The organism is Polynucleobacter parvulilacunae (assembly GCF_018881715.1).
In the GTDB taxonomy this organism is placed as follows: domain Bacteria; phylum Pseudomonadota; class Gammaproteobacteria; order Burkholderiales; family Burkholderiaceae; genus Polynucleobacter; species Polynucleobacter parvulilacunae.
The window spans coordinates 57,788-83,597 of record NZ_JACVPW010000003.1; the positions used below are offsets into that span (position 1 = coordinate 57,788).

The 25,810-nt window shown below is 45.9% G+C and carries 32 protein-coding genes; 13 read left to right on the forward strand and 19 right to left on the reverse strand.

All coding sequences use genetic code 11. From position 1 onward, the window contains the following. Positions 1-137: 137 nt before the first annotated feature. Both ICN18_RS07725 and ICN18_RS07730 read left to right on the forward strand, forming a co-directional pair. Positions 138-1,040: a DMT family transporter gene (locus ICN18_RS07725; RefSeq protein ID WP_216189941.1), complete on the forward strand. Its 903-nt coding sequence runs from the start codon at positions 138-140 to the stop codon at positions 1,038-1,040. 115 nt (positions 1,041-1,155) lie between these two features. Then, a complete protein-coding gene (locus tag ICN18_RS07730) occupies positions 1,156-2,304 on the forward strand; it encodes an aminotransferase class V-fold PLP-dependent enzyme (RefSeq protein ID WP_216189942.1) in 1,149 nt (382 codons plus the stop codon). A gap of 93 nt (positions 2,305-2,397) precedes the next feature. Here ICN18_RS07730 and ICN18_RS07735 read toward each other — a convergent pair whose 3' ends face one another. Next, positions 2,398-3,027, reverse strand: a complete 630-nt coding sequence (locus tag ICN18_RS07735) for an FABP family protein (protein WP_216189943.1) — start codon at positions 3,025-3,027, stop codon at positions 2,398-2,400. 81 nt (positions 3,028-3,108) lie between these two features. On the opposite strand from ICN18_RS07735, the gene ICN18_RS07740 reads away from it, so the two are divergent. After that, a complete protein-coding gene (locus tag ICN18_RS07740) occupies positions 3,109-3,399 on the forward strand; it encodes a protein tyrosine phosphatase (protein WP_216189944.1) in 291 nt (96 codons plus the stop codon). A 21-nt stretch (positions 3,400-3,420) separates the two neighbouring features. Here the strand turns inward: ICN18_RS07740 and ICN18_RS07745 are convergent, their stop codons facing one another. Together ICN18_RS07745 and ICN18_RS07750 are read right to left on the reverse strand one after the other, a co-directional pair. Then, entirely contained in the window at positions 3,421-4,398 is a 978-nt protein-coding gene (locus ICN18_RS07745) for a DMT family transporter (RefSeq protein ID WP_216189945.1), read from the reverse strand. A gap of 6 nt (positions 4,399-4,404) precedes the next feature. Continuing rightward, complete coding sequence (locus ICN18_RS07750) at positions 4,405-5,289, reverse strand: NAD(P)H-hydrate dehydratase (RefSeq protein ID WP_216189946.1); 885 nt, start codon at positions 5,287-5,289, stop codon at positions 4,405-4,407. Between the two features lie 64 nt (positions 5,290-5,353). On the opposite strand from ICN18_RS07750, the gene ICN18_RS07755 reads away from it, so the two are divergent. After that, positions 5,354-6,769 (forward strand): MBL fold metallo-hydrolase RNA specificity domain-containing protein, encoded by a 1,416-nt coding sequence (locus tag ICN18_RS07755; RefSeq protein WP_216189947.1) that lies wholly within the window; start codon positions 5,354-5,356, stop codon positions 6,767-6,769. Between the two features lie 12 nt (positions 6,770-6,781). On the opposite strand, the gene ICN18_RS07760 is transcribed toward ICN18_RS07755, so the two are convergent. Continuing rightward, complete coding sequence (locus ICN18_RS07760; RefSeq protein WP_216189948.1) at positions 6,782-7,519, reverse strand: ABC transporter substrate-binding protein; 738 nt, start codon at positions 7,517-7,519, stop codon at positions 6,782-6,784. A 138-nt stretch (positions 7,520-7,657) separates the two neighbouring features. After that, positions 7,658-7,858 (reverse strand): hypothetical protein, encoded by a 201-nt coding sequence (locus ICN18_RS07765; RefSeq protein ID WP_216189949.1) that lies wholly within the window; start codon positions 7,856-7,858, stop codon positions 7,658-7,660. Positions 7,859-8,023: 165 nt separating this feature from the next. On the opposite strand from ICN18_RS07765, the gene ICN18_RS07770 reads away from it, so the two are divergent. The 3 genes from ICN18_RS07770 to ICN18_RS07780 are packed head-to-tail and all read left to right on the forward strand — an operon-like array spanning position 8,024 to position 10,643. Beyond that, positions 8,024-8,881: an LOG family protein gene (locus ICN18_RS07770; RefSeq protein ID WP_216189950.1), complete on the forward strand. Its 858-nt coding sequence runs from the start codon at positions 8,024-8,026 to the stop codon at positions 8,879-8,881. Positions 8,882-8,909: 28 nt separating this feature from the next. Further along, the gene (locus ICN18_RS07775) at positions 8,910-9,422 is read left to right on the forward strand and encodes a hypothetical protein (RefSeq protein WP_216189951.1); all 513 of its coding nucleotides are present in this window, start codon (positions 8,910-8,912) and stop codon (positions 9,420-9,422) included. Positions 9,423-9,425: 3 nt separating this feature from the next. Then, positions 9,426-10,643, forward strand: coding sequence for a BaiN/RdsA family NAD(P)/FAD-dependent oxidoreductase (locus tag ICN18_RS07780; protein WP_216189952.1), 1,218 nt, complete (start codon positions 9,426-9,428; stop codon positions 10,641-10,643). Between the two features lie 21 nt (positions 10,644-10,664). On the opposite strand, the gene ICN18_RS07785 is transcribed toward ICN18_RS07780, so the two are convergent. Beyond that, positions 10,665-11,426 (reverse strand): TerC family protein, encoded by a 762-nt coding sequence (locus tag ICN18_RS07785; RefSeq protein ID WP_216189953.1) that lies wholly within the window; start codon positions 11,424-11,426, stop codon positions 10,665-10,667. Between the two features lie 75 nt (positions 11,427-11,501). Between ICN18_RS07785 and ICN18_RS07790 the strand changes: the two genes are divergently transcribed. Beyond that, complete coding sequence (locus ICN18_RS07790) at positions 11,502-12,479, forward strand: Bug family tripartite tricarboxylate transporter substrate binding protein (protein ID WP_216189954.1); 978 nt, start codon at positions 11,502-11,504, stop codon at positions 12,477-12,479. A gap of 11 nt (positions 12,480-12,490) precedes the next feature. On the opposite strand, the gene ICN18_RS07795 is transcribed toward ICN18_RS07790, so the two are convergent. Then, a complete protein-coding gene (locus ICN18_RS07795) occupies positions 12,491-12,880 on the reverse strand; it encodes a group II truncated hemoglobin (protein WP_216189955.1) in 390 nt (129 codons plus the stop codon). Positions 12,881-12,983: 103 nt separating this feature from the next. On the opposite strand from ICN18_RS07795, the gene ICN18_RS07800 reads away from it, so the two are divergent. Further along, positions 12,984-13,508, forward strand: coding sequence for a hypothetical protein (locus ICN18_RS07800; RefSeq protein WP_216189956.1), 525 nt, complete (start codon positions 12,984-12,986; stop codon positions 13,506-13,508). A 51-nt stretch (positions 13,509-13,559) separates the two neighbouring features. Here ICN18_RS07800 and ICN18_RS07805 read toward each other — a convergent pair whose 3' ends face one another. Together ICN18_RS07805 and ICN18_RS07810 are read right to left on the reverse strand one after the other, a co-directional pair. After that, positions 13,560-13,781 (reverse strand): TIGR02450 family Trp-rich protein, encoded by a 222-nt coding sequence (locus ICN18_RS07805; RefSeq protein ID WP_216190037.1) that lies wholly within the window; start codon positions 13,779-13,781, stop codon positions 13,560-13,562. 21 nt (positions 13,782-13,802) lie between these two features. Continuing rightward, a complete protein-coding gene (locus ICN18_RS07810) occupies positions 13,803-14,120 on the reverse strand; it encodes a hypothetical protein (RefSeq protein WP_216189957.1) in 318 nt (105 codons plus the stop codon). Between the two features lie 127 nt (positions 14,121-14,247). Here ICN18_RS07810 and ICN18_RS07815 point away from each other — a divergent pair, with 127 nt between their 5' ends. Beyond that, entirely contained in the window at positions 14,248-15,297 is a 1,050-nt protein-coding gene (locus tag ICN18_RS07815) for a fumarylacetoacetate hydrolase family protein (RefSeq protein WP_216189958.1), read from the forward strand. Positions 15,298-15,356: 59 nt separating this feature from the next. Here ICN18_RS07815 and ICN18_RS07820 read toward each other — a convergent pair whose 3' ends face one another. Beyond that, positions 15,357-16,946: a rhodanese homology domain-containing protein gene (locus tag ICN18_RS07820; RefSeq protein ID WP_216189959.1), complete on the reverse strand. Its 1,590-nt coding sequence runs from the start codon at positions 16,944-16,946 to the stop codon at positions 15,357-15,359. 22 nt (positions 16,947-16,968) lie between these two features. Then, a complete protein-coding gene (locus tag ICN18_RS07825) occupies positions 16,969-17,943 on the reverse strand; it encodes a Bug family tripartite tricarboxylate transporter substrate binding protein (RefSeq protein ID WP_216189960.1) in 975 nt (324 codons plus the stop codon). Positions 17,944-18,103: 160 nt separating this feature from the next. On the opposite strand from ICN18_RS07825, the gene ICN18_RS07830 reads away from it, so the two are divergent. Then, a complete protein-coding gene (locus ICN18_RS07830; RefSeq protein WP_072582937.1) occupies positions 18,104-18,292 on the forward strand; it encodes an Hc1-related histone H1-like protein in 189 nt (62 codons plus the stop codon). Positions 18,293-18,369: 77 nt separating this feature from the next. Here the strand turns inward: ICN18_RS07830 and ICN18_RS07835 are convergent, their stop codons facing one another. Beyond that, positions 18,370-18,660 (reverse strand): DUF1330 domain-containing protein, encoded by a 291-nt coding sequence (locus ICN18_RS07835; RefSeq protein ID WP_216189961.1) that lies wholly within the window; start codon positions 18,658-18,660, stop codon positions 18,370-18,372. A 60-nt stretch (positions 18,661-18,720) separates the two neighbouring features. Here ICN18_RS07835 and ICN18_RS07840 point away from each other — a divergent pair, with 60 nt between their 5' ends. Beyond that, positions 18,721-18,990, forward strand: coding sequence for a cupin domain-containing protein (locus tag ICN18_RS07840; RefSeq protein ID WP_216189962.1), 270 nt, complete (start codon positions 18,721-18,723; stop codon positions 18,988-18,990). Positions 18,991-19,015: 25 nt separating this feature from the next. Next, entirely contained in the window at positions 19,016-19,894 is an 879-nt protein-coding gene (gene mmsB, locus ICN18_RS07845; protein ID WP_216189963.1) for a 3-hydroxyisobutyrate dehydrogenase, read from the forward strand. A 14-nt stretch (positions 19,895-19,908) separates the two neighbouring features. On the opposite strand, the gene selD is transcribed toward mmsB, so the two are convergent. The 7 genes from selD to ICN18_RS07880 form a co-directional block, all read right to left on the reverse strand. Then, positions 19,909-20,979: a selenide, water dikinase SelD gene (gene selD, locus ICN18_RS07850; protein ID WP_216189964.1), complete on the reverse strand. Its 1,071-nt coding sequence runs from the start codon at positions 20,977-20,979 to the stop codon at positions 19,909-19,911. A gap of 34 nt (positions 20,980-21,013) precedes the next feature. Continuing rightward, positions 21,014-21,631, reverse strand: coding sequence for a TlpA family protein disulfide reductase (locus ICN18_RS07855; RefSeq protein ID WP_255532156.1), 618 nt, complete (start codon positions 21,629-21,631; stop codon positions 21,014-21,016). Beyond that, positions 21,582-22,691 carry a transglutaminase-like domain-containing protein gene (locus ICN18_RS07860; protein WP_216189966.1) on the reverse strand — a complete coding sequence of 370 codons (1,110 nt, stop codon included), beginning with the start codon at positions 22,689-22,691 and terminating at the stop codon, positions 21,582-21,584. Before ICN18_RS07860 ends, ICN18_RS07855 begins: the two co-directional genes overlap by 50 nt. A gap of 70 nt (positions 22,692-22,761) precedes the next feature. Continuing rightward, on the reverse strand, positions 22,762-24,042 hold the full coding sequence (locus ICN18_RS07865) for a DEAD/DEAH box helicase (protein ID WP_216189967.1): 1,281 nt from the start codon (positions 24,040-24,042) through the stop codon (positions 22,762-22,764). Between the two features lie 143 nt (positions 24,043-24,185). After that, positions 24,186-24,764: a cysteine dioxygenase family protein gene (locus tag ICN18_RS07870; RefSeq protein ID WP_216189968.1), complete on the reverse strand. Its 579-nt coding sequence runs from the start codon at positions 24,762-24,764 to the stop codon at positions 24,186-24,188. A gap of 20 nt (positions 24,765-24,784) precedes the next feature. Beyond that, on the reverse strand, positions 24,785-25,216 hold the full coding sequence (locus ICN18_RS07875) for a YbgC/FadM family acyl-CoA thioesterase (RefSeq protein ID WP_216189969.1): 432 nt from the start codon (positions 25,214-25,216) through the stop codon (positions 24,785-24,787). 6 nt (positions 25,217-25,222) lie between these two features. After that, complete coding sequence (locus tag ICN18_RS07880; RefSeq protein ID WP_216189970.1) at positions 25,223-25,660, reverse strand: GNAT family N-acetyltransferase; 438 nt, start codon at positions 25,658-25,660, stop codon at positions 25,223-25,225. Between the last annotated feature and the right edge of the window lie 150 nt (positions 25,661-25,810).

Genomic DNA, 25,810 nt, shown 5'->3' on the forward strand with positions numbered 1-25,810 from the left:
CCTTTGATTGATGCTTTTTTCTAAGCAATTGCTTAATTTAAGCTCTATCTTAGCAATACCGGGGGATTTGTTTCTACAATGCTAGGGTATCCCTTGCTTGGGGACCTCAAATAACTACTTCCTCAATAAGCTTCTGAATGCACCAGCTAAATTTCGCCACTATTTTCTATCTGATCACGGCCACGGCTTTGTGGGCGGGTAATGCAATAGCTGGGCGTGTTTTGGTGGGAAGTGTCTCTCCCATTACCCTAAGTGCAGTCCGCTGGGGTTTGGCTGCTTTGCTTTTGTTTCCACTGGGATGGCGTGTTTTTATACCGGGAAGTGCCTTATGGCAAAACAAGAAACGTTTCTTGCTCCTCGGTCTATTCGGGGTGGGTAGCTATAACGTACTGTTATATCTTGCGCTGCAAACATCCACAGCAATTAATGTCACCTTAATTGGTGCCAGTATGCCGATCTGGATGCTATTCATTGGCGCAGTGTTTTATCAAGTAAAGCCAAGCATCTTGCAAATGATTGGCGCGGTAGTGAGTTTGCTTGGCGTTGGAATTGTTCTTACGCGCGGCGACCTCGCAGCCTTGCTGTCTATGCAAATGGTGGTTGGCGATCTTTTGATTATGTTGGCCACTATTTTGTGGGCCTTTTATAGCTGGATGTTAAGTCGCCCAGGCGAGAGTACAGAGCGCCAGTGGCCATGGGCAGAGTTTTTAATGGCGCAAGTAACGGTCGGTCTATTGTGGACGGGTTTTTTTGATGGTTTTGAGATTGCTGCCGGTCATGCATTCATCGAACTCAACTGGTGGACTGCATCGTTAATTCTTTTTGTCGCCATTGGCCCCTCCTTGATTGCTTATCGTTGCTGGGGTCTTGGCGTGAATGGAGCAGGACCTACGGTTGCTGCCTTTTTTGCCAATTTCATACCCTTGTTTACTGCGCTGTTGTCTGCAGCAATACTGGGGGAACCACCCCAGCTTTTCCATGGCTTGGCCTTTGCGCTCATTGTGGCCGGGATCGCTATTTCCTCAAAAGTAAGTAGGTAGATTTGGGAATAGGGCAAAAAATGCCCTTTAAAGCAGGATTTTGGCCTCTGGCACCCACAAAAGCCTTAAATCGGTATCATTTAGGGCTAATCACAGAAATCCCTAGGAAATTACTATGCCAGGCTTACTTCCCAACGTTGATCCAGACGGTTTATTAGAGTTCTCAGTGGTCTATACCGACCGTTCTTTAAATCATATGTCTGAAGAGTTCAAGCGCGTAATGGTCGATATCTCCAGCGTTTTGAAAGATGCTTACAACGCTAGCTCAGCCGTAATTGTTCCGGGTAGCGGCACTTTTGGTATGGAGGCAGTTGCTCGTCAATTTGCCAACAATAAAAAATGCTTGGTTTTGCGTAATGGTTGGTTTAGTTATCGCTGGACCCAAATTTTTGATTTGGATGGCTCTTTTAAAGATATTTCTATTTTAAAAGGTCGCCAAGTAGACAACTCTCCTCAAGGTGCTTTTGAACCTGCACCGCTTGAAGAGGTGGTTGCATTTATTAAGAAGGAAAAGCCTGCGGTTGTTTTTGCGCCGCACGTTGAAACCTCAGCGGGCATCATTCTTCCTGATGATTACATCAAGGCAGTTGGTGAAGCAGTGCGTTCCGTTGACGGTATTTTTGTGTTGGACTGCATTGCCTCTGGTGCAATGTGGGTTGATATGAAAGCATGTAATGTTGATGTGTTGATTTCAGCACCGCAAAAAGGGTGGAGTAGTTCACCTTGTTGTGCCTTAATTGCATTGGGCGAGAGAGGTCGAGAGCGTATTGATTCCACTCAAAGTACTAGCTTCTCGATGGATTTGAAAAAATGGTTGCAGATTATGGAGGCTTACGAAAAAGGTGGCCACGTGTATCACACCACTATGCCTACTGATGCTCTAAAGATCTTGCGCAATGTAATGAAAGAAACCCAGTCCCTTGGTTTCGCAGCGTTGAAAGCGAAGCAAATTGAATTGGGTACTAAGGTCCGCGATCTTTTGGTATCTAAAGGCTACCCTTCAGTGGCCGTTAAAGGCTATCAATCTCCAGGCGTGATCGTGAGCTTTACTAAAGATCCCGAGATTCAATCTGGTAAGAAGTTCATTGCTCTGGGCTTGCAAACTGCTGCTGGTGTGCCACTGCAGTGTGATGAGCGTCCAGATTTCCGCACCTTCCGTCTTGGCTTATTTGGCCTAGAAAAATTAACGAATGTCGATCGTACTGTAGGGCATCTTGCTGCCGCTCTAGAAAAAATTACTGAGGCCGAGGCGCAGCCGGCTTAATCAATCTAAGTAATTCAGCAGCAAAGAATAAAGGCCATCTTCTGATGGCCTTTATTGCTTTTGCAAATATGAAATCCAATTCTATTAAGTAGGCTATCTCGCTAATGGATTAGGGGTGGCTTCACCTATTTTATGGAGCGTGTTGTTATCTACATGATGAAACAACTCGGCCTGATCTTTGATCTTCATAACTGTATCTTGCTCGTATGACCAGGTCCCATCGGTATTAATTGAAACCTGTATACGGAACTCCACTGTTCTGAAGGCGTAATCTAAAAAAGGGTTCGATGAAATTCCTGCATGACGATCATCCTCTTTGGCGTACAGCTCAAATTGTTTTGCATCTGCAGCAGCATTACCGCTTGCCATCGTGATCATTCCTCGAGGAATCGTAAGTGTATGAATGAGGTTGCCGTTCGCTGGTTCCCACAACCAATATCCGACCTGATCGTGATAGGTCTTGACTTGATCTGGTTTGGTGATGTGAGTGTGATACCGGAGGCCATAAAATAGTTGCGGGCCATTGGTTTGCGGATCAATTGGTTGCAGTTCAATTCGCTCAACATAGGCTTGTTTCTTAGGGCCTTCGGCCTTCGGCTTGACATCTAAGCCACGGATGCCTTCCCAGATTCCGGCCATACCAGTCAGTGGCCCAAGCTGTTCCAGTGTATTTACTGAATAGCCCTGAGGTTCGGTAAAGATGTCGCTGGGGAAATTACTCATCACTAACCTTGTAAAAATGAAGCATTTATCTCAAATTTTTGAGTATTATTAAATTATCCACAAACTTTCTTGGAGAATTACATGATTTCTCGTATCGCACGCTTGAGCCTAGCCTCCCTTATTTCTACAGCTATCGGAATTGCCCCGATCTCTGTAATGGCTGCCGATCCAGCACCTGCGCCAGTACCAGCTGCTGCTCCTGCCGCTGCTCCAGTTGCTGCACCAGCTGCCGCTCCAGCTGCCGCTCCAGCAGAGAAGTCTGCTGAGAAGAAAGCGAAGAAAAAAGCAAAGAAAGAAAAGAAAGCTGAGAAAAAAGCGAAAAAGAAATCTAAAAAGAAATCTAAAGCCGCTGCTGACGCTGCCGTTCAGTAAAACACAGCAAAATAATTCCTCTCAGTTGAGGGGTTCCGCACTATCGAAGTCATCAGATCTTTTGGGGTCTGGTGACTTTTTTAATGGGGCATCATTTCGGACCAGCAACCACATTGCTGCCATTACTAAAGTCATTCCACTAATTTGTGTCCATGTAATGGGTTCGGCCAAAATGAGGTATCCCATAAAGATTGTGGAGACGGGGCCTAGTATCCCAGCTTGAGCTACCAATGGTGAGCCAATGCGATTAATAGCAATCATGATGAGTAGCATTGGAATGACGGTGCACAGGCTGGCATTGAGTAAGCTGAACCAATAGATCTGTGGCAACTGCTCAAAAATAGCTAGCGGATTGTGAATAGTCGACTGGGTAATACTTAAGATGGCCGATGCTGAGCTGGCATATACAACCAGGCGTACGCTACCAATGCGCTTGACCATTTCGCCGGCACCAATCATATAAGCCGCATAAGAACAGGCGCTACCAAATACCAGGGCCATGCCAAACCAGGCGCTGATACCTGTAGAGCTAGCGTCTTGAATAAAGACGATAAAGACCCCAATGTAGCCAACAACTAGTGCATACCACTGCAAGCGGGAGACGGGTTTCTTTAAAACAAAATAGGAGATTAATAAAACAATCGTTGGGGTGAGGTAGAGAACTATTCTTTCTAAGCCAACTGAGATGTATTGAAGCCCCAAGAAATCAATATAGCTTGATAAGAAGTAGCCTAAAAATCCGAGGAAAAATAATTTACCGCGATCAAGCCAGCTAATTGGACTCATTGGCTTACGACGCGATTCCCACCAGAAGATTCCCCAAAATAAGGGGAGCGCCATTAACATGCGTAAGGCTAAAAGGGTTTCTGCATTCGCGCCGTACTCAAAAGCGAGCTTAACCAGAATCGCTTTTCCTGAAAAAAGCACGGAGCCAACCCCGGCCATCAAAATGCCATAGAGGTAACGTCGGTGATGGTGTGCTGCGCTTACTGAATGCATCACTATTTATAACAGTTTATTCAGTAGAGATCGCATCTCTAAAATAGTTTCGGAGGGGGTAAGGCCAATGGGGCCAACACCTTTGGCAACTAGGCTGTCTGCCGCAGTGGCGTGAAGCTCAACTGCAACCCCGGTGGCTTGCCATAAATCTAGGTGATGATGAAGTCCCTGGGCGGAAATGGCAGCAATGGTTCCGGTTAGAACGTCTCCCATGCCGCCAGTCCCCATTCCTGGATTGCCGGCTAAGCATTTAACTGGAGAATATATTGGTGAAGCAATCAGCGTATGTTGCCCCTTGAGGACAACAATTGATTGTGTTAATTCGACTAATTGTTGGATTGCTGCTCCACGATCAGATTGAACATTTTCTGAGACGCTCTTTAAAAGTTTGGCAGCCTCACCAGGGTGCGGGGTAATTACTGTGAGCCCTGGATAGTTTCTATTTCGTTTCTTCAGGCATGCTAATAACTCGTCAGACTCGCTAATGAGATTGATAGCATCCGCATCAATTACCAATGGAATGATTGTAGAGGTCAGCGCTTCATGAAGATATTGAGATGCTAATTCTGATTTGCCAAGACCAGGTCCGATAGCGATGACATCCGGATGAGTTGCCTTTAAGACCTCTTGGAAATTTGCAGAAGCAAGGCGAATCATAAGCTCAGGCTGATTATCATCCGCATGTGCTGAGGCGGGATCAAGCATCTCTAGGATTGTCCAGCCTGCACCTAAATGCAAGCAAGCATTGCCTGCCAAAAGCAGGGCGCCAGCCATTCCAGGTGCGCCACCAATCAAAACAACTTTGCCGGCATCGCCTTTATGTTCTGCAGGCTCACGCTTTAGTTGCTTTACTAAGCCAAGTGTATTGAGGATGGGGGGTTGGTGGTTCATGCAACTAGTATCGCTCTGATTAAAGTGGTGTTGAGCAAATTATAGGAAAGAGTATGCTGGACGTATGAAGATCCAATTTCTTGGTGCGGCGGGTGAGGTAACGGGCTCCCGCCATTTGATTCAGGCCATGCTTTCTGGAGGGCTAAGGCATTTCATGGTTGACTATGGGATGTTTCAGGGCGGACGCGAGGCAAGTAATAAAAATCTTGAGCCCTTGCCATTTTCAGCAAAAGATCTCGATTTTGTTGTGCTCACTCATGCGCACATTGATCATAGTGGTTTGCTACCTCGCCTCTGCGCTCAGGGGTTTACAGGTCCTATTTACTGCACAACAGCCACCTATGAATTATTGAAAATTCTTTTACTCGATAGCGCCCATTTACAGCGCGCAGACGTGGAGAGAGCGGAGAGGAAGATAAAGGCAGGTAAGTGGCGAGGGGAAGTGCCTGTTGCTCTCTATTCCAGGGAAGATGTAGAAATGACCTTAACCCAGTTTGAGCCTTTGGAATATATGCAGTCTGTAGAGCTGGCGCCAGGAGTGCAGTTGGAGTTTCATAATGCCGGGCACATTCTAGGGTCTGCCATTGCTGTTATCGATATCACAGAAGATGGGGCAGAAAAAAAACGTTGCGTATTTTCAGGGGACATTGGCATGAAGGGTAAGGTTTTGATGCCTGACCCCGATTTGATTAAAGAGGCTGATGTAGTTATTGTCGAGTCTACTTATGGTGATCGCCTTCACCGCAGCTTACAAGATACAGAAGATGAGTTGGTTGAGGTAATTAGTTCAACGATGACTGCACATGGCAATGTGGTGATGCCAGCATTTGCGGTAGGGCGTACGCAAGAGATACTGTTTCTCTTGATTGATTTGGTGAGGAGAGGGCGCCTGCCCCATTTAAGCATTTGGGTAGATTCACCAATGGCTACTGCAGCTACGCATCTCACGCAGCACTTCTTCTCGCAATTGGATGGTCAGTCCCAGGCCACTTTTGATTGGTATAAAAATAATCCGGATGCAGTAGATCTTCGATTTATTGCCGATGTTGAGGAATCTAAAGCGCTGAATAAAATTAAAGGTGGCGCAATCATTGTTTCGGCCAGCGGTATGTGTGATGCGGGTCGTATTGTGCATCATCTAGCTAGCAATTTGCCGCGAGCACAAAATGCTATTGTGATCACAGGCTTTCAGGCCTACGGCAGTCTTGGAAGACGTTTGGTGGACGGGGTGCAGAAGGTTCGATTGTTTGGTGAGGAGGTTCCTGTAAAGGCCTCAATACATACGATCGGAGGCTTGTCAGCTCATGCTGATCAGGCTGGCTTGTTAGATTGGCTGAGAGGATTTGAGCGGCCTCCAAGCACCGTATTTGTAGTGCACGGTGAACCGGAATCATCTTCTGTTTTAGCTGCATGCATTCGGGATGAATTGCATTGGGGTAATGTCATCATCCCTGAGCGCTTACATACGTATCAGTGCTAAATCAAAGTTGATTTAATCAGCCACTTTGGCGCCCTGAATATCGTGGCGCTTCATAGCATCAGCCACAAACCCCGATTGTTTTAGTTCGCCAATGATGCCGCTAAGGTAGGCAGTAGTGTTTTCACACTGCGCTCTAGACTTTGGAATACCAATCGCTTGATTAATCACCATAAATCGTCCGGGCAACATGCGCAATCCTTCATAGCGCTTAGCGTCACTTTCTAACTGCTGTTTAACGCCCGCTGCAATATTGCCTTTGCCAGACATAAAGTCATCAACCACTGCTTGTGAACTAGCGGCACGAAGAAGGCCGGCATTCTTAATCTCACGAGTCAGATAAAGGTCATAAGCACTCCCTTTACCAACCACGATTTCGTTACCAGCAACATCTACCTGCTGATTAGTCTTCAGTGGGGATGCGGACTTGACCATATAGGCACCTTCAATCTGAATATAGGCTGGTGTATAGCTAATATCAGCGCCACGAACTGGGTCGATTGCCACAAATACTAAGTCGATATCCCCGGTCTTCACGGCATCGACTGTCGCACCTGCAGTTTTGAAGGGGGTGAGTTGTACTGGTAAAGCAACTCTTCTGCCAATCTCATTAGCAATATCAATTGTTACGCCATATAAGCGCTTTGTTGCTTGGTCTTCATTAGCAAGAATGGGGTTTCCTAAATTGATACCAACACGCAGAGTTCCAGTTGGCGCAAAAGAGGAGAGAATGGAAGAATCAAGTGTTTTCATGGTGGTAGATGATTGGCTAATAGCGAATTGGGAGAAAAACAAAATCGCTAGATAAACAACCGAGGGAAATATTGGCTTCACAAAATATTGAGATAAAAAAACCGCGGCGTACCGCGGTTCTATATGCAAAAGAAGAAGTTACTTCTTAGCGTCAGCCGCAGGAGATGCTGCTGGGGCTGCTGGAGCAGCAGGAGCATCTTTTTTAGCCTCTTCCATATGAGCAGCTTCTGCACCATGCTTTTCGCCACCCATATCAACGTTGCCGTCGCCTTTGAGGAGTAAATAGGCTGTGGCACCAACTAAGACTAGTACCATGATGATGATTGAACGGTTGCTCATTGCTTTTCCTTCGATTTAGTTGAAATTACGCCAATATTAACTCGGGAAGAGCGCTCGGTAAATCCCAAAAAGCCCTAGTACCCCATATCTTTGATGGAACTAGGTATTAACACTAATTTGGGGTACGAGTTAAGATGACCCCATATACATCAAGAGGGTTGCAATATGAGTCCAAAGCTACCTATTCATAACTCACAGACGATTACCGAATTTTTAAATCTTCATCACGATCAAGTATCCGAAGAGGATTCAGCAGAGTCTTATAAGTTTGCTTTTGATGACGAAGCGTTTTTAGCTCGCAGAGAAACCATGGGCATTCGCTTTGAATTGGAGTTGCTCAAGCCTGAGGTGTTACTCAAAGAGCACGGTATTGAACATACGATTACGGTATTTGGCTCTACTCGCTTTATAAGTCATGCACAGGCATTAGAGCTGGAGCGAAATGCAAAGACTCCGGAGGAAGCGGCTGCGGCTAAGAAAGCAGTCCTGCACAGTCAGTATTACGAGTCCGCTCGAGAGTTTGGTGCTTTGGTGGCCAATTACAACGCTACGCAGAAACAAAACTCGAATAAGCTACATATCTGCACAGGTGGCGGGCCTGGAATTATGGAGGCTGCAAACCGTGGCGCATTTGAAGCGGGCGATAAAACGATTGGTTTTAATATTAGTCTTCCTAGAGAGCAGCATCCTAACCAGTACATTACACAGGGACTCAGTTTCCGTTTTCATTACTTTGCTCTGCGTAAGATGCATTTTATGTTGCGTGCCAGAGCAATTGTGGCTTATCCAGGGGGCTTTGGATCCTTTGATGAGTTGTTCGAAGTTCTAACCTTGATCCAGACCAAAAAAGTTGTACCAATTCCGGTGATATTGGTCGGAAAAGATTATTGGAGTGAGATGGTTAACTTCAAGCAGATGGTCCATTTTGGTGTGATTGATCAAGAGGATATGAATAGCATTCACTTTTCAGAGACAGCCCTAGATGCTTGGCAGGTGATTGCCAATTGGTACCAGCTGGGCTAAATATAAGAGCCCCTGTAAAATCATTGCCATGAATCCAGTGCAAACAAGCCTCACTACGTCTCTCGATCTCCCGGGCTATCTTTTGGGTGGCGCCATGCTATTGGTGGTCATGGTTTTTCATGGTGTACTGTTATTGCAGATCGCTAAACGCTATGAAGTCAAAACGTTTTTATATTTGGCCGAAAAAAAATACTCAGCAGTCGCAATCTGTTTTTACACTAGCGTCTTTTGCTTGTTCTTAACCCATATCGCTGAAATTTTCATTTGGGGTATTGCTTTATATGCATTCAAATTACTACCTACTTTAGGTCAAAGTATTCTATTTAGCGGCAGCACCTATACTGCGATGGGATTTATGGAAGATATTCTTCCGGATGGCTGGAAGATGCTTGCAGTCATCATTGCATTTTCAGGAATGTTTTCTTTTGCCTGGACTGCGTCAGTCATGATCTCCATGACCAAGAACTTTCGCCAAGCTTATACCAAGCTTCACATGAGAAAACTCAATATCTCATCTGACATTATTGATCGTTTTGAATAACACATGAGTAAAACTTGGGATGCCATCATCGTCGGTGGCGGTGCAGCTGGTCTATTCTGTGCAGGGGTTGCCAGTCAACTTGGTAAAAAAGTACTTGTGCTTGACCACGCAGAAGTGCTGGGTGAAAAGATTCGTATTAGTGGCGGCGGTCGATGCAACTTCACTAACTTACATAGCAGCCCAGCGAATTTCCTATCCCTCAATCAGCATTTCGTAAAAAGTGCGCTAGCGCGATATCCTTCAATGGAGTTCATCAAGCTGGTGACCGCATATGGCATTAATTACCACGAAAAGCACCAGGGCCAATTGTTCTGTGATGATTCTGCGAAGCAAATTATTGATATGTTGTTTTCTGAATGCGCTAAAGGCAAAGCAACCATACGCAATCCCGTTTCCGTTCAGTCCATTGCGCAAGATGGCGAGCAATGGACTGTACAGACTGATGCAGGTATTGAAAAGTCAAAAGCGGTAGTGATGGCTACTGGTGGTTTACCGGTCCCTGCGATAGGAGCAACAGCGTATTCACTAGATATTGCAAAACAGTTTGGTTTGAATGTAGTAGACCCAAGACCTGCTTTAGTACCTCTCTCGTTCACTGCGGACAATTTTGGGGATCTCAGTGAGTTGGCTGGCCTGAGTGTCCCAGTCAGAATTTCCTCGGGCTCTAAAGGCCATCGTTATGGCGCTTGTAGGTTTAATGAGGATCTATTGCTGACACATAAAGGTCTATCTGGCCCCGCAGTTCTTCAAGCAAGTAGCTATTGGGAGGAGGGCGAACCGATTCATATTGATTGGCTTGGTGCTGTAGAGCGTCCCGGCGGATTTAACTGTGATGAGCTCTTTAATAATGAAGAGAATCGCTTAAAACTGACCGAAACCATTTTGGCCTCAGTAATGCCGCAGCGTTTAGCCAAAGCATTTTCAGATCAAAGAGGTTTGACTGGTCGCAAATGGGCTGAAGTTTCCAAAAGGGATCGACAGGCTCTAAAAGAATTAATCACCAACTGGTCAGTAAAGCCAGCGGGTACCCTGGGATGGAAAAAGGCCGAGGTAATGTTGGGTGGGGTAGATACGAAGGATCTTGATGGACAAAGCATGATGTCACGAAAACACCCAGGACTTTTCTTTATTGGCGAATGCGTTGACGTTACTGGCCACCTTGGCGGACACAACTTTCAGTGGGCATGGGCAAGCGGATTTGCTTGTGCACAATCTTTATAAATCGCACATTAAAACACCGCCTTACTTAGCCCCCTTTTTCTTTTCTCTTGAGCGAATATTTAAAAGCTCAACCGACAGTGAAAACGCCATCGCGACGTAGACATATCCCTTAGGAATGTGAACCCCCATTCCCTCTGCAATCAGTACTACACCTACAACTGTCAGAAACGATAAGGCTAGTACCTTGATAGAGGGGTGGCGGTGCACAAAGTCTCCAATAGGCTTTGCTGCGATGAGCATAATGAGTACAGAAGCCAGCACGGCTGCAATCATGATGCTGATCTGATCAACCATGCCTACCGCTGTGATAACGCTATCTAATGAAAAAATAATGTCTAGTAAACCGATTTGCAAAACGGAGCCAATAAACAATGTCATCATGGACTTGCTGCCGGCCTTACTACTAGCATCGCCATGCTCTTCCCCGTGTTCACCAACCTCAACCTCTATATAAATTTCTTTTGAGGCTTTCCAGATTAAGAAGAAGCCGCCGAGGAGTAGGATTAAATCTCTGCCGCTGATGGATTTCTCGGCAATACTAAAGAAGGGTTCAGTTAGACCCATTACCCAAGATAAGCTAAGCAATAAAAGAATGCGGGTGACTAAAGCGAAGATCAGGCCGAAGCGTCGAACCTTCTCCCGAATCTCTAAAGGAAGCCTATTAGCAATAACGCTAATAAAAATGATGTTGTCGATGCCTAAGATAATTTCTAGGGCAGAGAGTGTTAGAAAGGCGATCCATGCATTTGGGTCGCTGATAAGTTGCAATACGCTTTCGATCATTTTTTACTTTGCTGTCGTGGCCTTAAGGTAAAGTGTATCTAAGTAAATTCAAAACTGCGTTCAATACTGCGTTCTATGTATAAGCCCACACAAATAATCAGGATATTGCTACTCAGCGCAGTAGCACTTTTAGCGATTAACCCTGCAATTGCGACCTATCCTGATAAGCCCATCAAGATCATTATTGGCTTTCCTGCGGGGGGACCCTTGGATGCGCATATTCGTCTTTTGGTGGATAAGTTGCAGACTTCTCTAGGTCAAACGGTAGTCGTGGATTACAAAGCGGGTGCGGGAGGTGCGGTTGGGGCTCAGTTTGTTGCTCAATCTGCGGCGGATGGATACACGGTTTTATTGGCGAATACCGGGACGATGGTGATTAATCCAGCCATTTATACCAAGTCGCCTTACGACACCTTAAAAGATTTCCAGCCGGTTGCTAGAACTGCGCAGCAACCACTTGCCTTGATCGTCAACAAAGATGTACAGGCAAACACGCTTAAAGAGTTTGTCGCTTATGCCAAAGCAAATCCTGGAAAGTTGAACTACGGCTCAGCCGGCAATGGCGGGATTTCTCATTTGGTTCCTGAGATGCTTAAGAGTGAGACGGGAATATTTATGGTGCACATTCCCTTTAAAGGAAGCGCGCCAGCATTTACGGATTTGATTGCAGGCCATGTTCAGTTCATGGCAGAGTCCGTACCGCAAGCCGCCAACTATGCCAAGCAGGGAAAGGTTAAAGCGCTGGCTGTTACTAGTGCCAAACGTAATCCAGCCTTACCTAATGTACCTACCGTGATTGAAACCGGCGTTGCCAACTTGGATGTTGTTGGTTTTTATGGAATCTTAGCTCCCAAAGGAACGCCGCCTGAAGCGGTAAATAAGTTAAGCCAGGCATTCAAAGAAACACTGGAGTCCCCTGAAGTGCAGAAAAAAATGATAGATCAGGGCGCCGATCCTGCTTACTTAAATGCTGATCAATTTACAAAGTTCCTTGCTGCAGAAATGCCGCGTTGGGCAAAGGCTGTGAAACAGGCTGGCGCCAAGCTCGACTAATCTAATCCAAATTAGTTGGGTTGATTTCTCATCCAGTCAGCAGTATTAAAGAAAGACTCTTCTAGCTGTTTGGCAACATTTCCATCAATGCCACATTCTTCCATCGCCTTATACATACAAGCTAACCACTGATTGCGCTCTTGCAAGCCTATCTTAAAAGGTAGGTGGCGTGCCCTGAGCATCGGGTGGCCGTACTTAGATGAGTAGATATCGGGGCCACCCATCCATCCTGTGAGGAAGAATTTAAGCTTTTCACGAGAGGTCGAAAGATCTTGGGGGTGCATCGCGCGCAAATCACTAAAAATTGGCTCTAGGGCCATTAAATCGTAAAAACGGTCCACCAATTCATCGATTTTGTCGATTCCACCAATAGCGTCATAAATGGATTGTCTTTCAGTCATGCCCTTATTTTAATACTTCAATGTAGGGGAATTGGCAGCCGGCCTAATTCGGTATAGAGTTAGTAATCAATATCTTATTAACCCTTGTTAACAGGAGCGAAAAATGGACGCAAAAGATCTGCAAAAGTGGCAGCAAGAGAAGGCTAAAGAGTTGTTTGATTACTCGCACAAATTATTGGATGCTGCAAAAGAATTGAGTGAGCACCACATCGCTGAGATGGAGTGGGGCATGAAGAATGCCCTGGATAGCGCTAAGTCTGCAGCGAAAAATGATTTGGCAAAATTAAAAGGCTTGCAAGAAGAGGCGGCAAAAGAAGCTGCCAAGCGTGCATCCGTCTATCAGAAGAAAGTGAAGTCGGTTTTAAAAGATATTGGCGAGAGTGCTGCAGATGAGACTGAGAAGCACTTGGAAAAAGTGCGCAGTTCTTTGGTGACTTGGCTGGAGGATGCTGAGAACAAGTTGCCATCTCATGCTGATAAGCTCTCTAAGGTAGTCAATGAAATGTCTTCGACAGGGCAGAAAATGTTTAAAGAAGGTCGCCGTATCGTAAATCAGGTTGCTGAGACAGCGGAAAAGAATATTGACGACTTAGTTAAAAAGTCAGGCGTTAAAAAGAAATCTGATTGATATTCATTTTCGTAGCAACACTGAAAACCGCCCCAGCAATGAGGCGGTTTTTTATTTCCAGCCTTGCAACCATAGATCACTATTGGTGAGGTCACGCCAAGCAATTTGGATAGTTTTCTTAGAGTAGACTGCCTCAATTTCCACAAACTCAATCTTTTCGTTGGGAGGTTCAGGAAGAATTACCTTGCTGACCAGGAAATGCTTTTGTTTGGCGATAGGTTTTACCGCCGTCCACTTTGTCAGGAGTAATTTCTTAGGGCTTAATCGATTCATCGGTAGATGCTTATTCAAATCTTATAGTGCGGTACATTGAAACTCCTGCCCACTGCTTTGGAGAAGCCCTGAGGAGGGAGTAAATGTGACGCTAGATTGGGCAGTTTGAGCTGGGCACTTTAGGTCGAAATAGCTTTGATTGCCTAGGCTGCCACAGTAATCTAGCTTATCACTCCTCAATTCCATTTGCGCCTTGCGGAGCACCATAGGAATCTTGGTCTCGGTTGGGGAGATGCATGTCCAACTGGTATAGGTTTCTCGTTCGCAGGCGCAAAGACCAAGCAAAATAGAAACAAAGGTAAAGAAGCGGATGGAGGTAGGGCTGGTAAAGGTACGCATCACTTAAGAATAGCGATTTTTTCAATATTCTGCCCAAGACCAGGGTTTGGTATTAATATTTACAGCAGATCGTCTAAAGAACGTATCAGCATTAATAAAACATTAATAAAAAATTTAAGGAGACGCTGTGGATACTAATCGAAGAGATGCGCTTAAGTTGGGTGCAACTGCTGCTATGAGTAGCATGTTTATTTCAAATGCAATTGCTGGTCCAGATGGTCAGCAGCCTATCGTGGTGGAGCCATTAACTGGTAAAGCAGGTCTAAGAGTTGCAAACTATTTGCCTAAAATGGGCGCCACCTCAAGATTGGGTTTAGTTACCAATGATGGCATGGTAGTGGACATTCCTACAGAAGCCGCTCGTCAAAAAGTACAGCTCTCGTTTGATCCGACTTCTATGATTTCATTGGCCGCTTCTGGTAATAAAGGTTTATCAGAGTTAGCAACATTATTTAAGGGTCGTGGAAACAATCTAGCGAACGTTAATAATGTAATTTTGTTATCGCCTATTCCTAAGCCGCAAAGCAATATTTATTGTGTAGGCTGGAATTACTTGGACCACTTTGAAGAGGGCCTCAAGCATCGTGCTGATACTGCAGTAAAGGAGTATCCAAAGGTTCCTGTGTTCTTTACCAAAGGCACGCAAACCATGAATGGCCCGTTCGATAATATTCCTTACGATAGCAGCTACTCGACCATGATTGACTGGGAAGCAGAGCTAGCAGTTGTTATTGGCAAAAAGGGTAAAAATATTTCTGAAGAAAATGCCATGGACTATGTCTTTGGTTACTCGGCTTATAACGACACTACTGCTCGCGATGTTCAGCAAAAGCGTCACTCTGGTCAATGGTTTAAGGGTAAGAGCTTGGATGGTCATGGGCCGATGGGTCCTTGGGTGGTAACTGCAGGCGGTGTTAATTTGGATGACACACGCATCATCTGCCGTGTAAATGGCGTTGAGAAACAAAACGCCAGCTACAAGCAGATGTACTTTAAGATTCCAGTCATTATTTCTGAGCTCTCACGCAGTCTCACTTTATTGCCTGGCGACATCATTGCAACTGGCACCCCATCTGGTGTTGGCGCAGGAAGAACACCTCAAGAGTTTATGAAGCCGGGTGATGTTATGGAAACAAACATCACCGGTATCGGCATCATCCGCAACAAGATCGCCTAACTGACTAAGTAATTTACTCAGCAGGCTTTTAGAACAACAGCAAGGACGACGGAAATAACTTAGATAACCCAGAAGTGGTGGGTTCCGTCCTTGCCCAGTTGTTCTACCAAACCAAATTCCCAGTCTAAGTAGGCCTGCATCGCTGCAGGATCTACGCTAGTGCCTTCATAAGGGCGCTTATAGCGATCCAGAGGAGGAGAGGCTAAATGGCTCGGACCTTTCTCCAGCTCTAAGCCTGTTTTTATCCAAGCGGTATTTCCGCCCTCTAAAACGAGCACCTCAGCATCAGTGAGTGTTTGTAGTTCTTGAGCGGCAAAGAGACTCAGTTCGCTTGGGGAGCTAGTGACAACATAACGATCTACCTGAGGAATGTTTTTCATTGCCTCTGCAAGCTGAGAGCGCAAGGCATACCAACTACCAGGTATATGCCCTTTAACGTAATTCGCATGGGTGCTGAAATCGATAGCAATCGTATTGCTATCGCTCTTAAGCCAATTGGAAACTGTCGCCGCATCCACACTCTCAGTCGTTGGGAGAGCGGGTAGGGGCGTCTTCCATGCGCCTTTCTCAATCAGGTCTGATGGACTCACGCCATCGAGTACATAAACATCCCATGCCATCTGCGCTAACCAAGAGGCTGGCATATTTGCGCGCACCCCACCACCGCTAGGGTCTACTAAAACTATGCGGGCACCACGAACTGGAGCAACCATCTCTGTTTCTTGCACCAACTGACCGCCGGGTACGGATCTAAATCCAGGGAGATGTCCTGCCTCGTATTCTTCCGGAGTGCGAGTATCAAAGAAATAGGTAGTCCTATCGACTTGACCTTTCCAAGTCTGAACATCGTTTGAGCTAGCGCGTTTGACGCCCGCTCTATCGGCAACACTACGGGCACGATCTGCGGCATTGTTCTTGGTAGTTTCGCTGACTTCTTGAAACTTTCTGCTTTGACCTTTATCTAACTCTTGTCCCGCAAGAGTCCAGCCAATCGTTCCGTTACGCAGTGCATTTACTTCATTCGGAATACCGGCGTTAATTAATGATTGAGTGCCGATAATGCTGCGAGTTCTACCAGCGCAGTTCACAATCACTTTGGTCTTTGGATTCGGTGCTAATTCAGGAAGGCGAAGTACGAGTTCTGCCCCTGGAACGCTAATTCCCGTTGGAATACTCATCGTGTTGTATTCATCAAAGCGTCTAACGTCTACGACAACAACATCTTCCTTGTTATCGATGAGTTGCTTAACTTCTTGAGCTGACAAAGAGGGGGTGTGACGCTTTGATTCAACAAACTCGCCAAAAGACTTGCTCGGAACATTGACGTCCTTAAATACTTCGCCACCTGCTGCCTTCCAAGCCTTTACGCCGCCTTCAAATATGGAAACATCGGCATAACCTAAATCAATCAAACGTTGCGCCGCCAATTCAGCGAATCCCTCGCCATCATCCAGGGTGACGATGGGCACATTCTTCTTTGGCATCTTTGCATATGCATCGACCTCAATTCTAGAAAGCGGAAGATTGGCAGCAAAAAGAGGGTGCTCTTGTGCATGCGGGTCTTCTTCACGTACATCTAAAAATGCAATTTCTTCTTTATTGAGAAGTTTATTGCGTACAAAGAAGTGGTTCTTGGTCTGAATGGTCATACTGTCTCTTAATTATTTTTACTTAGTCTAACTTGGCGCCAGACTTCTTAACTACTTCACCCCAGCGTGTAATTTCTTGGTTGATGTAAGCAGTAAGTTCAGGGCGAGTCATCTTAGGCACGGTCGCACCCATAGCCGCCCAACGCTCTTTGATCTCAGGTGAGGCAAGTGCAGTTTGTACTTCAGCACTCATTTTGTCGACGATATCTTTAGGCGTGCCTTTGATAGCCCACATGGCATACCAACTGCTTACAATGAAATTGGTAATTCCTAATTCTTGGGCAGTCGGCACATTCGGAAATGCGTCAACTCTTTTAGAGGTCGCCACTGCAACTGCAATCAGTTGACCATTCTTAATAAATGGTGCTGCGCCTGCCAAGGTATCAAACATCATGTCGACCTGCCCAGCTACGAGATCTTGTAACGCTGGCCCCGTTCCGCGATAGGGAATATGCGTAATGAATAACTTATTTTGCATCTTGAAGAGCTCTCCCGTTAAATGCTGTGATGTGCCATTACCTGTGGATGCATAGTTATATTTCCCTGGATTTTTACGAATCTCCTCCATGATGGATTTCAGATCATTCTTAGGGAACTTATTTGGATTGACGACAATGACGTGGGGAACGCTGCCAATAATGGCGATAGGCTCAAAATCTTTGGTGATGTCATAGGAAAGGTTGGTGTACATACTTGGCGCAATTGAATGATGCACCGCACCAAGAAGCCAGGTGTATCCATCAGGCGCCATTTTTGCTGCAACTGCAGCACCCAGAGTTCCACCTGCACCACCACGGTTATCTACCACGATAGAGTCATTGAGCTGGGTCGAAAGCTGCTTGGCTAGAGGGCGCCCAAAAGCGTCTACAGCGCCGCCAGGAGGGAAGGGGTTGATGAAGGTGATCGGCTTGCTGGAAGAGGGCCAGGAGCTAGATTGGGCATTGGCTGTTAGCCCGATAAGGGAGCTAAGCAGTAGTAGAAGGATATTTCTGATCATTTTGGGCAACTCCCAGCAATTTTTAATTGATCCGACTATTTTGGCTGAACCAAGCAATATAAGAGTTATCCCTGATTTAGGGGGCGATTTTCTATGGTTTTTATGGGGATATACTGACTTGGCTGTCAGTATGAATATTCATTTGTTAATAGGAGACAAGATGTCACAACACGATACATTGTTAGCTGCTTTTGAAGCTTACAAAGCTGAAAACGAAAAATTTATTGAAAAAGGTATTAAGGCATCTGCTGCACGCGCACGTAAGGCCTTGCAAGAAATCGCTGGAGCATGCAAAGAGCGTCGCAAAGAAATTACTGCCGCTAAAGAAGCAATGGAAGCTAAGAAGTAATTCTCACTCCAGACCAATAAAAAAGCCTAGCTTCTATAAGCTAGGCTTTTTTATTGGGTAATGCAGATCTAGCCTAGCTAGATTGCAACGCTGAATAAAGTGAGCTTCATCGCTTTGCTGCGAATAGGTACTAATGATTGGTACTCAGGGCTATTGGCCCATGTATGAACATCTTGCGCATTTGGGAACTCAAGCTCTACAAAAGCGCTAAAGGGTGCGCAGCCCAGTTCATTCCAGAATAGTTCGGCAACTGGCCCTCGGTTTTTAATGGAGCCCTGATAAAGCTCAACGGTTTGGCTGACCTGCGAGCGATATTGCTCAAAAGCATTTTGATCCGTTAATTCCATTAACCCAATGACTTTGACCATCACCGCTCCTTATGGGGATTGCTAAATACTAAGAGTGTATATCCACGCTATAGTTGAGGGATGAAGACTGAGCAATTTTTGAACTTGCTTCGACAGGGCGGATTTCCTGAGCCAGTAGAGGTTCAGCAACTCCCTAATGCTAGCCTTGGTGTTCACGAGCATCCCTTTGAGGTAATGGCTCTAGTAATTGAAGGCAGTATTGAAATTATGATTGATAGCCTAAGCAAAACATACCAGGCCGGTGATATTTTTCAGTTGAGCTTGAAGCAGCCCCATTCAGAATCATACGGAGCTGAGGGCGTCAAATACCTTGCCTCCAGAAGGCAATAAAAACTATTTAGACATTAGGATCAATATGAAAATCGGATTTATTGGTTTAGGTAATATGGGCCTTCCAATGGCCCTCAATTTATTAAAAGCAGGGTATCAAGTTACTGGTTTTGATTTAGCAAAGAGCCAGCTGGATATATTTGCTGCAGCGGGTGGGGCTATTGCGGATAATGCAAATGCAACAGCAAAAGATGCTGATGTATTAATCACAATGTTGCCCGCCTCACGACATGTAGAGTCTTTATATCTTGGCGATGCTGGATTATTGGCAAATGCGAGTTCTAAAACGCTGCTGATTGATTGTTCAACGATTTCACCCAAGGTAGCGCAAGCGGTTGCTGCTGCCGCCAAAGCGAAGGGCTTTGCCATGATTGATGCCCCGGTTTCTGGTGGTACGGCAGGCGCACAAGCGGGCACATTAACCTTTATGGTTGGCGGTGATGCAGGTGCGGTTGAATGCGCACGCCCATTATTAGAGAAGATGGGTAAGAATATCTTTCATGCGGGCGCCAATGGAGCGGGCCAGACCGTTAAGGTCTGTAACAACATGATGTTAGGTATTCAGATGCTGGGTACCAGTGAGGCACTGCGCCTAGGTATTGCTAATGGCCTAGATCCCAAAGTGCTCTCAGACATCATGTCTAAGAGTTCGGGGCGCAATTGGGCTTTAGAGTTGTACAACCCTTGTCCAGGTGTCATGGAAAATGTACCGTCTTCAAAAGGCTATACCGGCGGTTTTGGTGTAGATCTCATGCTTAAAGACTTGGGCTTGGCAGTTGAGAATGCAGAGAATCTAGATGCTAGTATTCCGCTGGGGAAATTGGCGCAAGAACTTTATGAGACTCACAGCAAAGCGGGTAATGGTCAGCTAGATTTCTCGAGCGTATTTAATCTTAAGAAATAAAAACCAATAAAAGCCTAGGAAACAACTAAAGGCTTTTCTTGGCGCTTGCTCATTTGTCCAATGACGCGTGCGCCTAAGAATTGGTGTCGATTAAATATATCCAGCACCTCTTTAACGCTATCTGGGCTGCAAGAGACCAGAAGGCCGCCACTAGTTTGTGGATCAGTTAGTAAGGCACGTTGCGCAGGCGTGAAGTCTGCTGGAATGCCAACCTCATCGCCATAGCTCAGCCAGTTGCGGTCTGATGCGCCTGTGATGATTCCATCATCAGCTAGTGTTTGTACGTTTGAGAGTAGAGGCACTTGGCTCCAGTCAATGTGCGCTGTGCAGTTTGAGCCTCGAGCCAACTCTAAAGTATGGCCAGCTAGACCAAAGCCAGTGACATCAGTTAACGCATGCACGCCAGCTAGCTTAGCTAGATCAGGGCCTGCAGAATTGAGTTTGGTAGTGTTGGAGATCATCTCGCGATACCCATCTGGACCTAAGAGATCTTTTTTGAGGGCAGCAGATAAGACACCAACGCCCAATGGCTTTCCGAGGATGAGTACATCACCAGGTTTGGCGCTCGCATTGCTCTTCACGCGCTTCGGATCAACAATCCCAATCGCTACTAAGCCATAAATAGGCTCAACAGAGTCAATCGTATGTCCGCCAGCAATCGGAATGCCGGCGCTACGACAAGCTTCGCTGCCACCCTCTAAGATGCGGGCAATAGTTTGGTTGGATAAAACTTTGATTGGCATACCAACTAAAGCAAGCGCAAACAAAGGCGTGCCGCCCATCGCATAAATATCGCTAATGGCATTGGTCGCAGCAATTTTTCCAAAGTCAAATGGATCATCCACAATTGGCATGAAAAAATCTGTTGTCGCTACGATGGCCTGCGACTCGTTAATTTGATAAACAGCGGCATCATCTGATGTTTCAATGCCAATCAGTAACTCTTTTGGAAAAGGGAGTTGCGGAACATTCTTCAGGATCTCAGAGAGAACGCCTGGAGCGATCTTGCAGCCACAGCCTCCACCATGGGAGAGGGAGGTGAGGCGTGGTTCGGTAGGAGTGTTTGCTGTGTTCACTTTATTCATATCACGAGGGTATCAGATGCGGGGTGATGCCTGTTTATTGGCGTAGCAGGGCATCAATTTTGCCTTTAACTTCATTACTATCGATATTCTCGATGGCGCCTATCCATACCCCTTCAATCTTTCCGCTTTTGCTGACAAGGAAGGTGGTGGGTAAGCCGCGCGCTTTCCAGGACTTATAGACGGTGCTATTGCGATCGAGCAATATTTCAACACTGTTTTCTGAAAAGCCATTTCCTTTAAGAAACTGCGTGATGCGTGGTTTCATTTCAGCAAGGTTCACTGCCAACACTACTAGGCCTTTAGAGCCATAGTTTTGCTGTAACTGGGCAAGCTCTTCAAATTCTTCACGGCAAGGTTCACACCAACTTGCCCAAAAGTTCACTACAACAACCTTGCCTTTGAGGTTCCCTATATCAACCTGTTTGCCTAATAGATTGTTTAGTTGTAGCGGTGGAGCTATTTGAGGCAATCCCAACTGAGCAGGCAGACGCCACTCAGCCTCAGCAGAAAAACTAGTAAGCGCAAGCAAAGAAAAAACCAGCGTAAGAATAAATTCTCGCGCTGGCTTAGATATCAACAACATCATGTTTATCACTGATGCATTAGCCAATACGTCTGCTGGTAATTTTGTATTTGAAATTATCTGGGTCAAGAGAGTCAAAGCGACCTTCAGTATTTTCAGCCTGTGGATACATTAAGAATGGAATCTCACCTTTACTGCCAAGCTTGGAGCCAGGCAATGCAATGTCGTGATCATAGTTGTATGCCATCCAGTTCATTTCCCAATTACCAAAGAGGTAATCACGAATAGCGATCACTTTTGGATCAGTAACAGCTAAGCCACCAGTCTCTTCAAGAATGACTTTACGAACGTCTGCTGGATCTACCGGTACCCAACCGAAGCCTGAGGCATAGAACTCGGCACGGCAGTGTTGTGCCTTAGTGATATCGCCACCTTTACCTAAGCTCTTATAGCCACGTGCGGAATCCGCAATACGAATACCGTATACATCACGCGCAGGTAATCCAGCTGAACGTGCAAGCGCTACAAAGACTGCATTGATATCGGCACATTTGCCGCCCAGGTTATTAGTCTCCAACATCAACTTCACATCGCCTTGTCCGCAACCGCGGGTTTTAGGATTCCGATGGGTGTTGTCCACTACCCAGTTATAAATAGCCTTGGCTTTATCTATATCGCTCGCATTGGCTGGAAGTTTGGCAAGCGCCTCTTGTGCTTTTGCTTTTACGATGCCATCAGTTGGCAGGTATTTAGTAGGGCGCGTCCAAAAACGTTGCTCTTCTTTTGATAGTTTTAAAGTTGGATTTGGTGTGGCAAGCTCAAGATTGCGATTGCGTGTGCTAACCAAGATTGAAACTTTCACAGAATGGTTGGTAGCAGCAGAATCCCATTTTGTCCAAACCATGCGCGCTTGTTTGTTTGGCGTTTCATACATCTGGTTAACGGCTTTGGGATCGCTTGCTTCAGAGCGGATGGCAATGGTGCGGAAATAATCCGTGTCTAAAACTAGTGGCAATGGAACCCAGCTCTGTGCAATGCCTTTTGGCGACTCTAGATTGACTTCGGTCACGATCTCATAAGTAGTCCACTCAAGTGAAGATTGTGCAAATGCTGAAGAAATAGGGCCAAGTGATGGAAGCGCTAAAGCGCCAACGATTGTTTTAATGGCCGAGCGGCGGGAGGTAGTCATATTGATGAGATTTTTTCAAAAGGTTAAACAAATTATTTCTTAAATATATAAGGGTATTTTAGCGAATCGCTTAGCGGTTAAAGCTTTTTTTGGGCGGGCTGCTGCGCTTTGCTGGAGCTTTCTTGGCTGGGGCGCTACCCGCACCAGCAGGTCTTGGTTTTCTAGATTGCTGGTGCTGCTGGCTGCGCAGCTGGATCGGTTGTGCGACCGCATTAGGATCGGGCTCAAATCCGGCGATTACTTCCTGCGGCAATTTTTGCTTAATGAGTTTTTCAATATCTCTGAGCATCTGGTGTTCATCTACGCATACTAAGGACACAGCTACACCATTGGATCCAGCGCGACCTGTACGTCCAATGCGATGCACGTAGTCTTCGGAGACATTCGGAAGATCGTAATTCACTACATGGGGAAGTTGGTCGATATCAATACCGCGCGCAGCAATATCGGTAGCAACCAATGCAGTTAATTTGCCAGCCTTGAAGTCGGCCAATGCTTTAGTGCGAGCAGATTGACTCTTGTTGCCATGGATGGCCATGCTGGTAATGCCGTCCTTCTCCAGTTGGGTTACTAACTTATTGGCGCCATGTTTAGTGCGAGTAAAGACCAGCACTTGCTTCCAGTCATTACTCTTAATGAGATGAGCTAAGAGTGGATGTTTCTTGGTTCTATCTACTGGGTGTATCAATTGCGCAATCGCCTCATTGGCGCTATTACTGCGAGCCACTTCAATTAACTCTGGTGCATTTAATAGGCCATCGGCCAATGCTTTGATCTCAGTAGAAAAGGTTGCAGAGAATAGAAGGTTCTGACGTTTCTTAGGAAGTGCGGCCAAGATTTTCTTAATATCACGCAAGAAGCCCATATCGAGCATGCGATCTGCTTCATCCAGAACCAAAATTTCTATGTCATTGAGCGAGACGCAATTTTGTGACATCAAATCCAATAGGCGACCTGGCGTAGCAACCAAAATATCTAATCCACCAGCAATGGCTTTAATTTGTGGGTTAGCGCCAACACCACCAAAGATCACGGTGGACTTTAAGCCTGTGTACTTGCCATAGGTCTCAACAGATTCTTGAACTTGAGCCGCCAGCTCTCGTGTTGGCGTGAGGATCAAGACGCGCAGTAGGCGTTTGCCTGAACTTGCTTTGGTAGAACTTAAGCGCTGCAGAATTGGTAGGGTAAAGCCAGCGGTTTTGCCTGTACCAGTTTGTGCTGCCGCTAAAAGATCGCCACCTTTGAGAACGGCTGGAATCGACTTTGCTTGAATCGGGGTGGGGCTGGTGTAGCCCTCTTCTGCAATAGCGCGAAGAATGGGTTCTGATAAACCAAGATCTGTAAATAACATAGGAGCCAATAATGTATTGACCCGTATTCAACGTACTTAAAAATCGACTATCCCGGTCAATGGGGTGAGCTGCCACGCTAGAGCGTTTGCAGTAAGAGGCTCTATTTTAAGTCATCAACCCCAATGACTGAAGAATTAGCGGATTAAGCTGGATTCCAGAGGTTTGGTACAGCGGTATTGGCATAACCGGAGACAAACGATTTTTCTGCTCCAGTGACGGGATCAAATACCGAGCGATGAATGCGGCCAATATTGCCACCATAGACATGAATGCTGATCGAAGTCTGATCGTTCAAGCTATTTTCGACCACGTGAATGTCATGCGTATCTGGCGAGACAGTGTCGACCTGCCCAGGCGAGTTAATACATGCATCTCCAGCTTTGAAGCTCCCATCTGCCTGGCGATAGTAGGGTGTACCTGTTTCTTTGCCTCGCAACTGACCGATCATTCCCCAAACTGTGTGGTTGTGTAAAGGCGTTTTTTGTCCTGGACCCCAAACAAAGCTCACAATAGAAAATCGATCTAATGGATCTGCGTACAAGAGGTACTGCTGGTAATACTGTGGATGGGGCTTGGTAAATGCTTCTGGCAACCAATCATCGACTGTAATGAGTTTCTCCAGCATCTTTTTGCCGTCAGTAAAAACAATTTCTTCGCTTGGTTGTTTCTCAAGCAGGACGCTGAGTTCTTTAACAAAGGTCAATAATTTACCGTCAGACATTTTTTTCTCCGTTGCAGACATTACTCATCCTGGAATACACAATCAGGCCATGCCTTGGGTTTGAGCGTGTTGGTATCAACGCAAACGATATGAAGTACAGCGCTCGCAATCACTTGGAATTCTTCGCTATCAGGCAGCTTTCTTTGTGCAGTCTGTTTAACAGTCACCTGAGTGCGACCGCGATGCTCAATCACTTGGTCTATGTAAAGCAGGTCATCTAGACGTCCTGGTTTATAGAAGTTCATTGTGAGTTCGCGTAACGGCATCACCATGGTAAATTCATTCGCAAGCTTAGTGGGGCTCAGGCCGCGTTGAGCAAGCCACTCTGCACGACTGCGTTCAAAGATCTCCAGATAGCGTCCGTGATAAACAAAACCCGCTGCATCAGTATCGGAATAGCAAACGCGATGCGTGTAGATAAAAGTCGGATTATTTGAGTGGATAGTGGTCATTGCTTGTTAAGTCAAATTGGGTAATAGGAGAATCATATTACGATGGGGAATGCCTGCCTCATCATAGATATCCCCTTGTGCCTGAAAGCCCAGTTTTTCATAAAAAGGGATGGCGGTCAGCTGGGCGTGCAGGGTGATCGTTTTTGCTCCTTGAGAGATAGCTAGCTCAACTAGTTTTTCTAGGATTTGCTTTCCTATGCCCATGCCCCTAAATTGAGCCAGGACAGCCATACGCCCAATTTGAGTTTGACCATCACCTAAATTCACCAGCCTTCCCGTGCCAACACATAGAGCATCCTGGTAGGCTAGGGCATGGGCAGCAGGTAGGTCAAATTCGTCTAATTCAAGCTCAGCTGGAACCTTTTGCTCATCAATGAAGACTGTTTGGCGCACCCCAAAGGCATCTGTCTTGGCCTCTTTCCAGGTTTTAATTAGTATTTCCAAGGTGACGGGATCTCAAATTGCAGTCAATGACCCCAATTTACCAAAGAAGGGGGTTGTTTAGCCTGTGCATATAGTTCGATAACGCACAAAAAGTACCTATTTCCATGGTTACAATGAATTGTGGCTCTGTATTGAGCCCATCTAAACCTT

Excerpts from the sequence above, each read along its gene's own strand:
- ICN18_RS07725 (WP_216189941.1), top strand. The coding sequence starts at position 138 with ATGCACCAGCTAAATTTCGCCACTATTTTCTATCTGATCACGGCCACG.
- ICN18_RS07730 (WP_216189942.1), top strand. The coding sequence starts at position 1,156 with ATGCCAGGCTTACTTCCCAACGTTGATCCAGACGGTTTATTAGAGTTC.
- ICN18_RS07735 (WP_216189943.1), bottom strand. The coding sequence starts at position 3,027 with ATGAGTAATTTCCCCAGCGACATCTTTACCGAACCTCAGGGCTATTCA.
- ICN18_RS07740 (WP_216189944.1), top strand. The coding sequence starts at position 3,109 with ATGATTTCTCGTATCGCACGCTTGAGCCTAGCCTCCCTTATTTCTACA.
- ICN18_RS07745 (WP_216189945.1), bottom strand. The coding sequence starts at position 4,398 with ATGCATTCAGTAAGCGCAGCACACCATCACCGACGTTACCTCTATGGC.
- ICN18_RS07750 (WP_216189946.1), bottom strand. The coding sequence starts at position 5,289 with ATGAACCACCAACCCCCCATCCTCAATACACTTGGCTTAGTAAAGCAA.
- ICN18_RS07755 (WP_216189947.1), top strand. The coding sequence starts at position 5,354 with ATGAAGATCCAATTTCTTGGTGCGGCGGGTGAGGTAACGGGCTCCCGC.
- ICN18_RS07760 (WP_216189948.1), bottom strand. The coding sequence starts at position 7,519 with ATGAAAACACTTGATTCTTCCATTCTCTCCTCTTTTGCGCCAACTGGA.
- ICN18_RS07765 (WP_216189949.1), bottom strand. The coding sequence starts at position 7,858 with ATGAGCAACCGTTCAATCATCATCATGGTACTAGTCTTAGTTGGTGCC.
- ICN18_RS07770 (WP_216189950.1), top strand. The coding sequence starts at position 8,024 with ATGAGTCCAAAGCTACCTATTCATAACTCACAGACGATTACCGAATTT.
- ICN18_RS07775 (WP_216189951.1), top strand. The coding sequence starts at position 8,910 with ATGAATCCAGTGCAAACAAGCCTCACTACGTCTCTCGATCTCCCGGGC.
- ICN18_RS07780 (WP_216189952.1), top strand. The coding sequence starts at position 9,426 with ATGAGTAAAACTTGGGATGCCATCATCGTCGGTGGCGGTGCAGCTGGT.
- ICN18_RS07785 (WP_216189953.1), bottom strand. The coding sequence starts at position 11,426 with ATGATCGAAAGCGTATTGCAACTTATCAGCGACCCAAATGCATGGATC.
- ICN18_RS07790 (WP_216189954.1), top strand. The coding sequence starts at position 11,502 with ATGTATAAGCCCACACAAATAATCAGGATATTGCTACTCAGCGCAGTA.
- ICN18_RS07795 (WP_216189955.1), bottom strand. The coding sequence starts at position 12,880 with ATGACTGAAAGACAATCCATTTATGACGCTATTGGTGGAATCGACAAA.
- ICN18_RS07800 (WP_216189956.1), top strand. The coding sequence starts at position 12,984 with ATGGACGCAAAAGATCTGCAAAAGTGGCAGCAAGAGAAGGCTAAAGAG.
- ICN18_RS07805 (WP_216190037.1), bottom strand. The coding sequence starts at position 13,781 with ATGAATCGATTAAGCCCTAAGAAATTACTCCTGACAAAGTGGACGGCG.
- ICN18_RS07810 (WP_216189957.1), bottom strand. The coding sequence starts at position 14,120 with ATGCGTACCTTTACCAGCCCTACCTCCATCCGCTTCTTTACCTTTGTT.
- ICN18_RS07820 (WP_216189959.1), bottom strand. The coding sequence starts at position 16,946 with ATGACCATTCAGACCAAGAACCACTTCTTTGTACGCAATAAACTTCTC.
- ICN18_RS07825 (WP_216189960.1), bottom strand. The coding sequence starts at position 17,943 with ATGATCAGAAATATCCTTCTACTACTGCTTAGCTCCCTTATCGGGCTA.
- ICN18_RS07830 (WP_072582937.1), top strand. The coding sequence starts at position 18,104 with ATGTCACAACACGATACATTGTTAGCTGCTTTTGAAGCTTACAAAGCT.
- ICN18_RS07835 (WP_216189961.1), bottom strand. The coding sequence starts at position 18,660 with ATGGTCAAAGTCATTGGGTTAATGGAATTAACGGATCAAAATGCTTTT.
- ICN18_RS07840 (WP_216189962.1), top strand. The coding sequence starts at position 18,721 with ATGAAGACTGAGCAATTTTTGAACTTGCTTCGACAGGGCGGATTTCCT.
- mmsB (WP_216189963.1), top strand. The coding sequence starts at position 19,016 with ATGAAAATCGGATTTATTGGTTTAGGTAATATGGGCCTTCCAATGGCC.
- selD (WP_216189964.1), bottom strand. The coding sequence starts at position 20,979 with ATGAATAAAGTGAACACAGCAAACACTCCTACCGAACCACGCCTCACC.
- ICN18_RS07860 (WP_216189966.1), bottom strand. The coding sequence starts at position 22,691 with ATGACTACCTCCCGCCGCTCGGCCATTAAAACAATCGTTGGCGCTTTA.
- ICN18_RS07865 (WP_216189967.1), bottom strand. The coding sequence starts at position 24,042 with ATGTTATTTACAGATCTTGGTTTATCAGAACCCATTCTTCGCGCTATT.
- ICN18_RS07870 (WP_216189968.1), bottom strand. The coding sequence starts at position 24,764 with ATGTCTGACGGTAAATTATTGACCTTTGTTAAAGAACTCAGCGTCCTG.
- ICN18_RS07875 (WP_216189969.1), bottom strand. The coding sequence starts at position 25,216 with ATGACCACTATCCACTCAAATAATCCGACTTTTATCTACACGCATCGC.